Genomic DNA, 14032 nt, shown 5'->3' with positions numbered 1-14032 from the left:
TGGTGGAGTAGCCCGCGTCAAGGGCAGACAGGTGTTTGATGACAACGATCATTACAGTTCGAAAAGGCGGCAAGGTGGTGATGGCGGGCGACGGCCAGGTGAGCCTCGGCCAGACCGTCATGAAGGGCAATGCCCGCAAGGTGCGCCGCATCGGCAAGGGTGAGGTCGTCGCCGGTTTCGCCGGCGCCACCGCCGATGCCTTTACCCTGCTCGAAAGGCTTGAAAAGAAGCTGGAGCAATATCCCGGCCAGCTGATGCGCGCCGCCGTCGAGCTCGCCAAGGACTGGCGCACCGACAAATACCTGCGTAATCTCGAAGCCATGATGCTCGTCGCCGACAAGTCGATCACGCTGGCGATCACCGGCAATGGCGACGTCCTGGAGCCTGAGCATGGCACGACGGCGATCGGTTCCGGCGGCAATTTTGCCCTCGCGGCCGCTCTCGCGCTGATGGATACCGACAAATCGGCCGAAGAGATCGCGCGCCGTGCCCTCGATATCGCCGCCGACATCTGCGTCTACACCAACCACAATATCGTGGTGGAATCGCTGGATGCCGAAGGCTGACTCCATGTCTTCAGACCGCTTGGCCTGACCAAGGCAGGCCTTCGAGGACTTGGCGAAACAACGACGAATTGCGGCTGGGCGCTGCCCCGGACCGCCAGGAGAATGACACGCAATGACGACTTTTTCCCCCCGCGAGATCGTGTCCGAACTCGACCGCTACATCATCGGCCAGCATGATGCCAAACGCGCTGTCGCGATCGCGCTGCGCAACCGCTGGCGCCGCCAGCAGCTGGACCCCAGCCTGCGCGACGAAGTCATGCCGAAGAACATTCTGATGATCGGCCCGACCGGTGTCGGCAAGACCGAGATCTCGCGGCGCCTGGCAAAACTCGCCGGCGCCCCCTTCATCAAGGTGGAAGCCACCAAATTTACCGAAGTCGGCTATGTCGGCCGCGATGTCGAGCAGATCATCCGCGATCTGGTCGAGGTCGGCATCGGCCTGGTGCGCGAGAAGAAGCGGGCCGAGGTCCAGGCCAAGGCGCATGTCAGTGCCGAGGAGCGTGTTCTCGATGCACTGGTCGGCACGACAGCGTCGCCCGCCACCCGCGAAAACTTCCGCAAGAAGCTGAGGGATGGCGAACTCGACGACAAGGAAATCGATATCGAGGTGGCCGATGCCGGTTCCGGCATGGGCGGTTTCGAAATACCCGGCATGCCGGGCGCCAATATCGGCGTGCTCAACCTCTCGGAAATGTTCGGCAAGGCGATGGGCGGGCGCACCAAGAAGGTCCGCACGACGGTCAAAGCCTCCTACAGCGACCTGATCCGCGATGAATCCGACAAGCTGATCGACAATGAGGTGATCCAGCGGGAGGCCGTTCGCTCCACCGAGAATGACGGTATCGTCTTCCTTGACGAAATCGACAAGATCGCCGCCCGCGACGGCGGCATGGGCGCCGGCGTTTCCCGTGAAGGCGTCCAGCGTGACCTCCTGCCGCTCGTCGAAGGCACGACGGTCTCGACCAAATACGGGCCTGTCAAAACAGACCATATCCTCTTCATCGCCTCCGGCGCCTTCCATGTCTCCAAGCCTTCGGATCTTCTCCCCGAGCTGCAGGGCCGCCTGCCGATCCGCGTCGAGTTACGCCCGCTGAACAAGGATGATTTTCGCCGGATCCTGACCGAGACGGAGGCAAGCCTCATCCGCCAGTATCGCGCGCTGATGGAAACCGAAAGCCTGAGCCTCGAATTCACCGACGACGCGATCGATGCGCTGGCCGATGTCGCCGTGCATCTGAACTCCTCCGTCGAGAATATCGGCGCCCGCCGCCTACAGACGGTGATGGAGCGGGTTCTGGACGACATTTCCTACAACGCGCCGGATCGCGGCGGCACAGCCATCACGATCGATGCGGCCTATGTGCGCGAACATGTCGGCGATCTCGCGCAGAATACCGATCTGTCGCGCTTTATTCTGTGATATCGGCGCACCGGTCCATGTCTTTCCCGATGTGAATGCCGGATTGTGACGAACTCCACTCTCGACAGCGGGCCTTTTCCTTTTTAGGGAAGGCCCGTTTTGTTTTCCGCTCCGGCTTTATTCGGCCAAGATTCTGGTCCAGTCAGCCGCATCGCAAGCAGGACGATGGAACGGGGATAGCGGATCGTGCGACGCCTTTTGACAAGCCTTTTGATTGCCGTTGCCCTGGTGAATTCGGCGCCTGCCTTCGCCATGCAGACGGTGCCGGCCGGCAACCGTCATGCCGAGCAGCCCGATATTCCCGGCGCTTCCATCCGGCGCACCAAGGGCACCAAGAGCAGCTTCGATCTGAAATATGAGAAGGTCCACGAGCTTCTGGCGACCGATCACGAGCTGATGGCCAAGATCCGCAAGGTCTCCAGCGCTTACGGCATCAATCCCATCCATGTCGTCGGCGCGATCGTCGGCGAACACACCTATAATGTCGACGCCTACGACCGGTTGCAGGCCTATTATGTCAAGGCCGCTTCCTATGCCGGGGAAAGCTTCCGCTTCGCCTATGACGGTGAAAACGTCGATGATTTCGTGGCCCGGCCGCAATTTGCCGAATGCAAGGGCAAGAGTGATTCCTACACGCTCTGGTCCTGCCGCGAGGATGTCTGGGAGAGCGATTTCCGCGGCAAGACGGTCGGCGGCGAGAGCTTCCCCAACAACCGCTTCAGCGCGGTCTTCTTCCAGCCCTTCTATGCCGGCCAGACCTTCGGCCTCGGCCAGGTCAATCCGCTGACGGCGCTGATGCTCTCCGATCTCGTTTCCCGCGTGTCCGGTTATCCCAAGCTCAACGAGAAGAATGCCGGCGCCGTTTACAAGTCCATCATGGATCCCGACATCTCGCTTGCCTTCGTCGCGGCCTCGATCCGCAGGTCGATCGACGATTACAAGGAGATCGCCGGCATGGATATTTCAGGCAATCCCGGCCTGACGGCGACGCTGTACAATGTCGGCAATTCGCGCCAGCGTGCCGCAGCCCTTGCGGCGAAAAACCGCGGCGCCGGCACGACCGTCTGGCCCGAGGAGAATTATTACGGCTGGCTGATCAACGACAAGCTGGACGAACTCAAGGGCCTGCTCTAGCTTCAAGCTTGCCGGGAAGGCGCCGATCTTCCCCGAAAGGCTTTGACGATGGACATGCGTCCGGACCCCTTCGTTCCGCCGGCACCGCTGCCGCGCACCGTGCCGCCGAGCCGGCTGGAAATCATCCGCATCATCCTGCGCAACCCGCTCGAACTCTGGGGTGAGCCGTCCTACACGCTGCCCTGGATCAAGACGAGCTTCTTCGGGCAACATACGCTGATCGTCAACGATCCCGGCCTCATCAAGCATGTGCTGGTCGACAATGCCAATAATTACCGCATGTCGGACATTCGCCAGCTCGTTCTGCGTCCGATCCTGCGCGACGGCCTTCTCACAGCCGAAGGTCCCGTCTGGAAGAGATCACGCAAGGCGGTGGCGCCGATTTTTACGCCCCGCCATGCCCAAGGCTTTGCCGGACAGATGCTGCGCCAGTCCGAAGACTACGCCCGCAAATATGAGAGCGCGGGCGAGACAGGCGATATTTTCGATATCAGCACCGACATGACCGAGCTGACCTTCGCTATCCTCGCGGACACGCTATTTTCAGGCGAAATCGTCACCTCGAGCGGCCATTTCGCCGACGATGTCAATGAACTCCTGCATCGCATGGGCCGTATCGATCCGATGGATCTGATGCGCGCTCCGTCCTGGGTTCCACGTGTGACACGCATCGGCGGTCAGAAAGTGCTGGAGAAATTTCGCGCCATCGTGCGTGACACGATGGATATGCGGCTCGCAAAGATGAAGACGGATCGCGGCACCGCGCCCGAGGATTTCCTCACCCTGCTGCTGGAACAGGCCGGTCCCGACGGGCTGACGAAGGAAGAGATCGAAGACAATATTCTGACCTTCATCGGCGCGGGGCATGAGACCACGGCGCGGGCCTTGGCCTGGACGCTCTATTGCGTATCGAACAGCCCGCATATCCGCGAGGCGATGGAACAAGAAATCGACGCGGTGCTCGCCACGGGAGCCGAACCTGTGGAATGGCTGGATATGATGCCGCAAACGCGCGCCGCTTTTGAGGAGACTTTGCGCCTCTACCCGCCGGCACCATCGATCAATCGCGCCGCAATATCGGATGATTCCTGGACGAGCGCCAAGGGCGAGCGGGTCGAGATCGAGGCCGATGTCACGGTGCTCATCATGCCCTGGACGCTGCATCGCCACGAACGTCATTGGGACAGGCCGCGCGCCTATATGCCCGAGCGCTTCCTGCCGGAAAATCGCGGCTCTATCGGCCGCTTCCAGTTCCTGCCCTTCGGCGCCGGTCCGCGTGTCTGCATCGGAGCAACCTTTGCGCTGCAGGAGGCGGTGATTGCCCTTGCCGTCCTGATGCATCGCTATCGCTTCGATTCCACCGCTCAGACCAATCCCTGGCCGGTGCAGAAACTGACGACGCAGCCGCAGAACGGGCTGCCGATGCGCGTGACGCCGCGCATAATTTCCACGAAAGCATAAATCTTTCGAATTATTGCGGAATTGACTGTGAATGAAAGCCGGGCAAAGTGGCAGCATTCACAGTCGTTGCCAGGGAGAATGCCGCATGAGCCGCGTTGATAAGAACGGTCTTGCCGTCGAAACCGTCCTTCACGATTTCCTCGTCAAGGAGGTGCTGCCGGGTCTGGCGGTCGATGCGGACAAGTTCTTTGCCGATTTTTCGGCGATCGTTCACGATCTCGCCCCGAAGAATCGTGCGCTGCTGGCAAAACGCGACGAGCTGCAGCTCAAGATCGACGACTGGTATCGCCGGCATGGCGCGCCTGCCGATATGGACGAATACCAGTCCTTCCTCCGCGAAATCGGCTATCTCCTGCCGGAGGGATCGGACTTCCAGGTTTCGACCGAAAATGTCGATCCGGAGATCGCCTCGATCGCTGGCCCGCAGCTGGTCGTTCCCGTCATGAATGCCCGCTACGCCCTGAACGCTGCCAATGCCCGCTGGGGCTCGCTCTATGATGCGCTCTATGGCACCGACGCCATTCCCGAAAGCGACGGCGCTGAAAAGGGCAAGAGTTACAATCCGAAGCGCGGCGAGAAGGTCATCGCCTGGGTGCGCGATTTCCTCGATACGTCAGCACCGCTGCAGGATAGCAGCTGGAAGGATGTCGGCAGTTTGGTCGTCAAGGATGGAGCGCTGGCCATCAGATCGATTGATGGCGAGCAGACCATGCTGAAGGATGCTGGGCATTTTGCCGGCTATCGCGGCGATGCCGCCGCCCCGACCCATATTCTCCTCAGGAACAACGGCATCCACATCGAAATCGTCATCGACGCGGCAACGACGATCGGGAAAGCCGATCCGGCTCATATTTCCGATGTCTGGCTGGAATCGGCAATCACCACCATCATGGACTGCGAGGATTCGATTGCCGCCGTCGATGCCGAGGACAAGGTTACCGTCTATCGCAACTGGCTGGGCCTGATGAAGGGCGATCTGCAGGAAGACGTGGCAAAGGGCGGGACGAGCTTCGTCCGCAAGCTCAATCCGGATCTGCAATATACCGGTCCGGACGGGAGCTCCTTCGAGCTGCATCGCCGCTCGCTGATGCTGGTGCGCAATGTCGGCCACCTCATGACCAATCCGGCGATCCTCGACAGGGATGGGAATGAAGTGCCTGAGGGCATCATGGATGCCGTCGTCACCGGCCTGATCGCGCTTTACGATATCGGCCCGGCCGGCCGGAGGAAGAATTCCCGCGCCGGCTCCATGTATGTGGTCAAGCCGAAGATGCATGGGCCCGAGGAAGTCGCCTTCGCCGTCGAGATCCTCTCGCGGGTCGAAGATGCGCTTGGGCTGGTGCGCAACACCATCAAGATGGGCATTATGGATGAGGAGCGCCGCACGACGGTCAATCTCAAGGAATGCATCCGCGCCGCCCGCGAGCGCGTCGTCTTCATCAATACCGGCTTCCTCGATCGCACCGGCGACGAGATCCACACCTCGATGGAAGCCGGTCCGATGATTCGCAAGGGCGACATGCGCCAGGCCGCCTGGATTTCCGCCTACGAGAACTGGAATGTCGACATCGGCCTCGAATGCGGCCTTGCCGGCCATGCCCAGATCGGCAAGGGCATGTGGGCGATGCCGGATCTGATGGCGGCGATGCTGGAACAGAAGATCGCCCATCCGAAGGCCGGCGCCAACACCGCCTGGGTACCGTCGCCGACGGCCGCCACCCTGCACGCCACCCATTATCACCGGGTCAATGTCGCCCGTGTTCAGCAGGGATTGAAGGACCGGGCCCGCGCCAAGCTCTCCGACATTCTCTCCGTACCGGTTGCGGTGCGGCCGAACTGGACGCCGGAGGAAATTCAGCGCGAGCTCGACAACAATGCCCAGGGCATCCTCGGCTACGTCGTGCGCTGGGTCGATCAGGGTGTCGGTTGCTCGAAGGTGCCCGACATCAACAATGTCGGCCTGATGGAGGATCGCGCCACTTTGCGCATTTCGGCCCAGCACATGGCGAACTGGCTGCATCACAAGGTGGTCACAGAAGCGCAGATCGTCGAGACGATGAAGCGCATGGCCGCCGTGGTCGACCGGCAGAACGTATCAGACTCGGCCTATCAGCCGATGGCCGGCAATTTCGACGATTCAATCGCCTTCCAGGCCGCCCTCGATCTCGTCCTGAAGGGCAGGGAGCAGCCGAACGGCTACACCGAGCCGGTGCTTCACCGCCGCCGCCTCGAGCTCAAGGCGAAGCAGGCTGCGTGACGGGAAGATACGAAAAGGCCGCCGGAACGACAGTCCCGGCGGCCTTTTTTATACCGAATTCGATATCTAGCTTACTGAATGACGACGACCTTGGACGTGCCCTTGCCGGGACGGACGCGGCTGTAGAGATCGATGACGTCCTGGTTCATCAGGCGAATGCAGCCCGAGGAAGCGGCGGTGCCGATCGAGGCCCATTCCGGCGTGCCGTGCAGGCGGAACAGCGTGTCCTTGCCGTCCTCGTTGAAGAGATACATGGCGCGTGCGCCGAGCGGATTGCTGAGACCCGGGCCCATGCCGTCTTCGACGTATTTGGCGACGTCAGGACGGCGGACAGCCATTTCCTTCGGCGGGTGCCAGGTCGGCCATTCCTGCTTCCAGGCGACGTAGGCGGTGCCGGCCCATGCGAAGCCCTGCTTGCCGACGCCGATGCCGTAGCGCATCGCCTTGCCGTTGGCCAGAATGTAATAGAGGAAACGCTCGCGCGTGTTGACGATGATCGTGCCGGGGCGTTCGGTGGTCTCGTAGTTGACCACCTGGCGGCGGAACTGCGGCTTGACCCGGCTGATCGGGATCGCCGGCAGCGAGTATCCGGCATCCTTCGTCACGCCGTAGGCGTCATCGAAGATCTGGGCCGTCTGTACTGTCGGGCCTGCGCCCTTGTTGTCGACGGACGCGCTGTCTGAGCTCGTGGAGCAACCGGCCAGAGCGAGCGTCGTCAGCAGGCCAAATACAGGGAATGCATTGCGGATGCGCATAGATAACTCTTGAAGTTTTGGGGCAAGGAGAACAGTCTTTCGACCATCGTTGATTATGGTTTATTTTCGATTAACTTGCGCTTTGCAAGGCTACTGCAGCGCGACAAATCCGTCTGCCGCGCAAATTAGAAGCGCATGGTTTTTTTGCAACAACACGCCAGCCCCTGTGGTGGTTATCCATGACGATTTTGAGCGTTTACAATAACAATCCGTTAATCGATGGCCGGCAATCGGACAGGGCCATGATGGTGCGGCGGGGAACGCAGATTTTGCTGCATGAAATGCGCCATGCCGTGCTGCCGGAACTGCCGCTGGCAAGCGGCCGCCGTGCCGATCTGATCACTGTTTCGGAAAAGGGCGAGGTCTGGATCATCGAAATCAAGACCTCGATCGAGGATTTCAGGGTGGATCGCAAATGGCCGGAATACAGGCTGCATTGCGACCGCCTGTTCTTCGCTACGCATAAGGATGTGCCGCTCGACATCTTTCCCGAGGAATGCGGGCTTTTCCTCTCGGACGGTTACGGCGCCCATATGATTCGCGAGGCGCCGGAACACCGCATGGCGCCCGCCACACGCAAATCCGTCACGCTCAATTTCTCGCGGGCCGCCGCGCAACGGCTGATGATGGCCGAATGGGCGAGCGGGAAGCCGTTTACCGTCGACGATGTCTGACGCTGCGCCTGCTTATTTCGGCGCGCGTTTGGCAAGGATGCGCTGCAGCGTGCGCCGGTGCATGTTGAGCCGGCGCGCCGTTTCCGAAACATTGCGCTCGCATATTTCATAGACCCGCTGGATATGTTCCCAGCGCACCCGGTCGGCCGACATCGGGTTCTCGGGAAGCTCCGCCTTTTCGCCCGGCCGCTGCGTCAACGCCGAAAACACGTCGTCGGCATCCGCAGGCTTTGCCAGGTAATCGACGGCGCCGAGCTTCACGGCGGTGACCGCCGTTGCGATATTGCCGTAGCCGGTCAGCACGATGATTCGCGTATCGTCGCGCCGCTGGCGGATGGCTTCGATGACGTCGAGCCCATTGCCGTCGCCGAGCCTGAGATCGACCACCGCATATTTCGGCGGCCGGCCTTTCGATTTTGCGACGCCTTCCGCCACGGATTCGGCCGTCTCCACCTGGAAACCGCGCGTCTCCATCGCCCGGGCCAGTCGGCGCAGGAACGGTCCGTCGTCGTCGACGATCAGCAGGCTGGCGTCAGGACCGATATGGTCTTCATCGGACGCGGCGAAATTGTCATGATTCTGTTCTGTCATCGTCTCGGCCCCGGCGGTTGAGCGCTCGATCTCCGTCAACCGCTCTATCCTGTTTATGCCGACAAAGTCATTTTGTCGAATTTGCGTCGATCAGCATGCGCGGCCATTCGATTCGGATCCGCGCCCCCGCACTTTCCGGATCGCGATTCTCGAAGATCAGCGACGCCCCGGAGCGCTCCAGCAGCGTCTTGGCGATGAAAAGCCCGAGCCCGAGGCCGCCGGCCGTATCCTCTTTCTGCCGCTTGGTCACATAGGGCTCGCCAATCCGCGTCAGAATATCGGGGGCATAACCATTGCCGTCGTCCTCGATGACGATCAGCACTTTATCGTGATCATGCTCGACGGTGACGATCACTTTCTCCCGCGCATAATCGACGGCGTTTTCGATCAGATTGCCGAGCCCGTACATGATGCCGGCGTTGCGGTCGGTCACCGGCTCGTCCTTGCGCGGGCTTTTTTCGATCAGCTCGAGCGTAATGCCGAATTCCCGGTGGGGTGCCACGATCTCCTCGATCATCGAGGAAAGCGGCAGCCGGCGCATATGGGCTTCGCCTTCGGAGGACAGTGTCGTCAGCCGCCGCAGGATGTCACGGCAACGTTCGCTCTGGCTGCGCAGCAGCATCACATCCTCGCGGAAACGATCGTCATCCTTGAGTTCCCGCTCCATTTCCTTGGCGACGACGCTGATCGTCGCCAGCGGCGTGCCGAGCTCGTGTGCGGCTGCGGCGGCCAACCCGTCGAGCTGCGAAAGATGCTTTTCCCGCTGCAGCACCAGTTCGGTCGCCGCCAGCGCATCGGCAAGCTGGCTCGCTTCCATCGACACCCGATAGGCATAGAAGGCGGCAAACGCCATCGTCGAGGCGATCGAGCACCAGACACCGAACTGCATGACGTTGTGGACGTTGATCTCGACCCCATCGAACCACGGCAGCGGAAAGGGCGAAAAGGCAAGCACCGTGATGCAGACCATCGCAAAGCCGATCAGCGCCGTGCTGTAACGGATCGGCTGAGAGGCAAAGGAGATGATGACGGGCACGCAGACGAGTGCTGCGAACGGATTGGCAAGGCCGCCGGTGATGAACAGCAGCGCGCAGAGCTGCAGAAGATCGAAGCCGAGCAGCGCAAAGGCGGCCGGCGCCTCCAGCCTATGCGTCGGCGGATAGCGGATCGTCAGATAGAAATTCACCCAGGCGAGCGCGGCGATCAGCGAAGAGCTGGCAATCAGCGGCAAGGGAAATTTCAGCCAGAAGGCCACGATGAAGACCGTCAGCGCCTGTCCGCCGACCGCAAGCCAGCGCAGCCGCACCAGCGTCTGCAGACGCAGCCTGCGGCTGCTATGCCGGTCCTCCCGCGCATGGCTTTCCGTCTTGTCGATCATGCCAGGCTTGTCGATCATGCCGAGGGCTCCCTGAATGGCTCTCATGTACCACGCGGTTTTGCCCGTGTCGTCGGCAGCGCCTCCTCGGGCCGCTCCGGCCAGGGATGCCGGGGATAGCGGCCGCGCATATCGGCGCGCACGTCCCTCCACGAGCCGGCCCAGAAGCCCGGCAGGTCGCGTGTCGTCTGGATCGGCCGGTGCGCCGGCGAGGTGAGTTCGAGCAGCAGCGGCAGGCGCCCTCCGGCGATCGCCGGGTGCTGCGTCAACCCGAACAGCTCCTGCACGCGGATCGTCAGCACCGGCTCCTCGCCCTCATATTGGATCGGATGCCGTTGGCCGGTCGGCGCTTCGAAATGGGTCGGCGCAAGCCGGCTAAGGTCGCGTTGCAACTCGTGCGGCACCAGGGACATCAGCCCGTTCGAAAGCCCGGCTGCTGATATTTCGGACAGGCCGCGGGCCTCCGTCTGGAAGGGGGCGAACCAGTCGTCCAGCCGGGAAAGCAGGGCGTCATCGCTGACATCGGGCCAAGGATCGCCGATCGTCCTGTGAAGGAAGCCGATCCGCTCGCGAAGCTGAATGGCTTCCTTCGAGAAAGCAAGCTGATCGAGCCCCAGTTCGCGTACCCCCTCTATCAGCGCCTCGGTGACCGCAGCCCCGGAAGGTCGCGGCAAGGGCGTCTCGTCGAAGACGATCGCGCCGAGCCGGGTTGCCCGCCGCGCCCTGACCTGCCGGCTTTGCCGGTCGAAGAAGATCTGATCGCCGGTTTTGATCTCGCCGGGCAGCTCGGCTTCGATGTCGCCGCGCGTCACCTCGGCTGCTGCCAGAACCCGCGCCTGCGCCGCCCGTCCGGTGAGATCGGCGATGACAAGCATCTGGCTGCCGGCCAGCCTCTCGGTTTCCGGCAGCTCCGCACCACGCCCGTTCGCCATCACGAATCGGCCGCGCCCGCCGCGCTGAAGTGCGATTCGATCCGGGAATGCGTGCAACAAAAGCTGGCCTGCCAGCGCCGGCGCCGTTGCGGCAACGCTGTCGAGGCCGCTCGCCAGCCGCCCCGCCAGCCGCCGTGAAGCCTCGGCTCTTTCGCCGCGCTCGGCCTTGAAGCGTCGCAGCCGGTCCTCGATATCGATGCTCGTTCCGCCAAGCCCCTGTTCGGTGAGAAGCACGGCGATCATCGCCGCATCCCGGGCGTATCCGGCTTCTCCCGCCGAGACGACCATGGCGGCAAGCCGCGGCGGCAAGGCGAGGTCGCGCATCACCTTGCCGCGCGCTGTCAGCGTTCCATCCTTGTCGAGCGCGCCGAGCTGGCCCAGCAGAAGCCGCGCTTCCCAGAGTGTCGTTTCCGGCGGTTGATCGACGAAGGCAAGCGATGCCGGATCCTGGACGCCCCAATGGGCGAGATCGAGCACCAGCCCGGAGAGATCGCTGGACAGGATCTGCGGCGGTGTGAAGGCCGGCAGCGCCGCCGTCTGACCCTGATGCCACAGCCTGATGGCGATACCCGGTTCCGTTCGTCCGGCGCGGCCGGCCCGCTGATCGGCGGACGCCCGCGACACGCGCACGGTCTCCAGCCGCGTGATCCCGGTCGAGGCCTCGAAGACCGGCAGGCGCTGCAATCCGCTGTCGATCACGATTCTGACGCCGTCGATGGTGATCGACGTTTCGGCAATCGAGGTCGCCAGCACGATCTTGCGCGTTCCCTTGGATGCCGGGCGGATCGCCGCATCCTGGTCCTTCTGGCTGAGATTGCCGTAGAGTGGCGCAATCAGCGTTTCGACTCCGAATCGTCCCTGCAGACGTTCGACCGTCCGCGTGATTTCGGCCTGGCCGGGCAGGAAAGCGAGGATCGAGCCGGTCTCATCGGCATGCGCGTCGACGATCGCCCGCGTGACGGCATCCTCGACGCGTTCGCCGCCCGGCCGGTCCTGGTAGCGGATATCGATCGGAAAGCTACGCCCCAGGCTTTCGATGAAAGGCGGATGGTCGAGCAGGGCGGCCACACGGTCGACGTCGAGGGTCGCCGACATCACCAGGATACGCAGATCCTCGCGCAGCGCCGACTGGACGTCGAGTGCCAGCGCCAGCCCGAAATCGGCATCGAGCGAACGCTCGTGGAATTCGTCGAAGATCACCGCCGAGACACCGGTCAGTTCCGGATCGTCGAGGATCATCCGGGCAAAAACCCCTTCGGTCACCACCTCGATCCGTGTCGCTGCCGATATCCTGTTGTCGAGGCGCATGCGGTAGCCGACCGTGCCGCCGACCTCTTCGCCGATCAGCGATGCCATCCGGCTTGCCGCTGCCCGTGCCGCCAGCCGCCGCGGCTCCAGCAGGATGATCTTGCCATTTCCGCGCCAGGCCTGGTCAAGCAGGTAAAGCGGCACCAGCGTCGTCTTGCCGGCGCCAGGCGGCGCGGAAAGAACGGCGCGTCGCCGCTCGGCCAAGGCGGCACCGACGGCCGGCAGGACATGGGAAACCGGGAGATCCGGCAATGATGCACTGAACGTCACTGGCGGCCCGCCACCGTCTCATAGGCAAGAATGGCGCCGGCGAGATCCTCGAGTGCGGCGCCGACCGACTTGAACAGCGTGATCTCCTCGCCATGGCTTCGCCCGGCATGGGCGCCGCTGACGAGTTCGGCAAGCTCCGCCCTGATGTCGCTTTCCTTCAACACGCCGCTTTTCAGCGGCTGGACGATGTCGCCCGCCTCACTGATGGCGCCGGCGCGGGTATCGACATAGACCGAAGCGCGGCGGATGGCCTCGTCGTCGCTTTCGCGCATGCTCGGCTTGAAGGCGCCGACGAGATCGAGATGGGCGCCGGGCTTCAGCCATTCGCCCGATATCAGCGGCTCGCTGGAAAGCGTGGCGCAGGAAATGATGTCGGCCGTGCGAGCCGCGGCTTGCGCATCGGCGACCGCCTCGGCATTGAGACCGAGCCCCCGCGCTTCGGCCGCGATCTTTTCCGCCGCTTCGCCGTTGCGGCCCCAGACCCGGTACCGCTTGATCGGCCGGGTCGTGCCATGGGCAAACATCAGGTTGAGCGACAATCGTCCGGTTCCGCAGACGAGCATCTCCTCAGCGTCGGGCCGGGCGAGGTGAAGGGCTGCCAGCGCCGATGCCGCCGCCGTCCGTCGTGCCGTCAGTTCGCCGCCGTCGATCGCGGCCAGCATCTCGCCGGTGGCGCCGGAGGAAAGAAGATAGGTTCCGAAGATCGCCGGCAGGCCCCGCCGCACATTGCCTGGAAAGACCGAGACCGTCTTCACCCCGGCATAGCGGCCGGGAACCCAGGCCGGCATCAGCAGCAGCGTGGCGCTCTCCTCACCTGGCACGTCCATGTCATGATGATGGCGCACCGGCATCACACATTCGCTCTGGAACATCCGGGCGATCGCCTCGATCAGCTCCGGCCAGGGCAGGGCTGCACGCGTCTGTTCTTCATCGAGGACAAGCATTCTTCACTCCCGCATCGTTCTTCGCCGCCAACCTAGCGAGTGAGACATACCATAGGCAAGCGACCTGGATTTCCCGCTCAGGCGCCCCATATAGGGATTGTCCCCATCGCCGAACCCATTCCTGGGAATTCGGCGAAAACGAATCCGCAAAACCGCCCCATCGGCGGCAGGTTTTCGTTGTTTATGGAAGACAGCGCTAAAAGCCCTTCATTTTCAACCTGTTACAAAATTGTCAAAAAACTTTTGTTTGGTGTGTTGACTTGGAAAAGGGGTTAGTTCTATAAGCCCACTCACTGAACGAGGGCGGCGGCGCTGCTGGCGACGAAGTCTTTCGTTCTAGAGAAA

11 protein-coding genes are annotated in these 14032 nt (G+C 62.5%); 6 read left to right on the top strand and 5 right to left on the bottom strand.

The window, feature by feature from the left end; genetic code table 11:
- Nucleotides 1–38: 38 nt before the first annotated feature.
- From hslV to CO667_RS07125, 5 genes are all read left to right on the top strand, one after another.
- Complete coding sequence (gene hslV / locus CO667_RS07145; protein ID WP_097617732.1) at nt 39–566, top strand: ATP-dependent protease subunit HslV; 528 nt, start codon at nt 39–41, stop codon at nt 564–566.
- Between the two features lie 112 nt (nt 567–678).
- A complete protein-coding gene (gene hslU / locus CO667_RS07140; protein WP_097617731.1) occupies nt 679–1986 on the top strand; it encodes an ATP-dependent protease ATPase subunit HslU in 1308 nt (435 codons plus the stop codon).
- Nucleotides 1987–2172: 186 nt separating this feature from the next.
- Nucleotides 2173–3120, top strand: a complete 948-nt coding sequence (locus CO667_RS07135) for a DUF1402 family protein (RefSeq protein WP_097617730.1) — start codon at nt 2173–2175, stop codon at nt 3118–3120.
- Between the two features lie 48 nt (nt 3121–3168).
- On the top strand, nt 3169–4581 hold the full coding sequence (locus CO667_RS07130) for a cytochrome P450 (RefSeq protein WP_097617729.1): 1413 nt from the start codon (nt 3169–3171) through the stop codon (nt 4579–4581).
- 85 nt (nt 4582–4666) lie between these two features.
- Nucleotides 4667–6838: a malate synthase G gene (locus tag CO667_RS07125; RefSeq protein ID WP_097617728.1), complete on the top strand. Its 2172-nt coding sequence runs from the start codon at nt 4667–4669 to the stop codon at nt 6836–6838.
- 71 nt (nt 6839–6909) lie between these two features.
- On the opposite strand, the gene CO667_RS07120 is transcribed toward CO667_RS07125, so the two are convergent.
- On the bottom strand, nt 6910–7593 hold the full coding sequence (locus CO667_RS07120) for a L,D-transpeptidase (protein WP_097617727.1): 684 nt from the start codon (nt 7591–7593) through the stop codon (nt 6910–6912).
- Nucleotides 7594–7772: 179 nt separating this feature from the next.
- On the opposite strand from CO667_RS07120, the gene CO667_RS07115 reads away from it, so the two are divergent.
- Nucleotides 7773–8267, top strand: a complete 495-nt coding sequence (locus CO667_RS07115; RefSeq protein ID WP_097617726.1) for an MmcB family DNA repair protein — start codon at nt 7773–7775, stop codon at nt 8265–8267.
- 12 nt (nt 8268–8279) lie between these two features.
- Here the strand turns inward: CO667_RS07115 and CO667_RS07110 are convergent, their stop codons facing one another.
- The 4 genes from CO667_RS07110 to CO667_RS07095 form a co-directional block, all read right to left on the bottom strand.
- Complete coding sequence (locus CO667_RS07110; protein WP_097618082.1) at nt 8280–8858, bottom strand: ActR/PrrA/RegA family redox response regulator transcription factor; 579 nt, start codon at nt 8856–8858, stop codon at nt 8280–8282.
- A 67-nt stretch (nt 8859–8925) separates the two neighbouring features.
- Complete coding sequence (locus tag CO667_RS07105; protein ID WP_179874085.1) at nt 8926–10254, bottom strand: ActS/PrrB/RegB family redox-sensitive histidine kinase; 1329 nt, start codon at nt 10252–10254, stop codon at nt 8926–8928.
- Between the two features lie 23 nt (nt 10255–10277).
- Complete coding sequence (gene hrpB, locus CO667_RS07100; RefSeq protein WP_097617725.1) at nt 10278–12743, bottom strand: ATP-dependent helicase HrpB; 2466 nt, start codon at nt 12741–12743, stop codon at nt 10278–10280.
- Entirely contained in the window at nt 12740–13687 is a 948-nt protein-coding gene (locus tag CO667_RS07095) for an ornithine cyclodeaminase family protein (protein WP_097617724.1), read from the bottom strand. Before CO667_RS07095 ends, hrpB begins: the two co-directional genes overlap by 4 nt.
- Between the last annotated feature and the right edge of the window lie 345 nt (nt 13688–14032).

The organism is Rhizobium sp. L43, from assembly GCF_002531725.1.
Taxonomy (GTDB): domain Bacteria; phylum Pseudomonadota; class Alphaproteobacteria; order Rhizobiales; family Rhizobiaceae; genus Rhizobium.
This window is presented reverse-complemented; position numbering and strand designations above follow the sequence as displayed.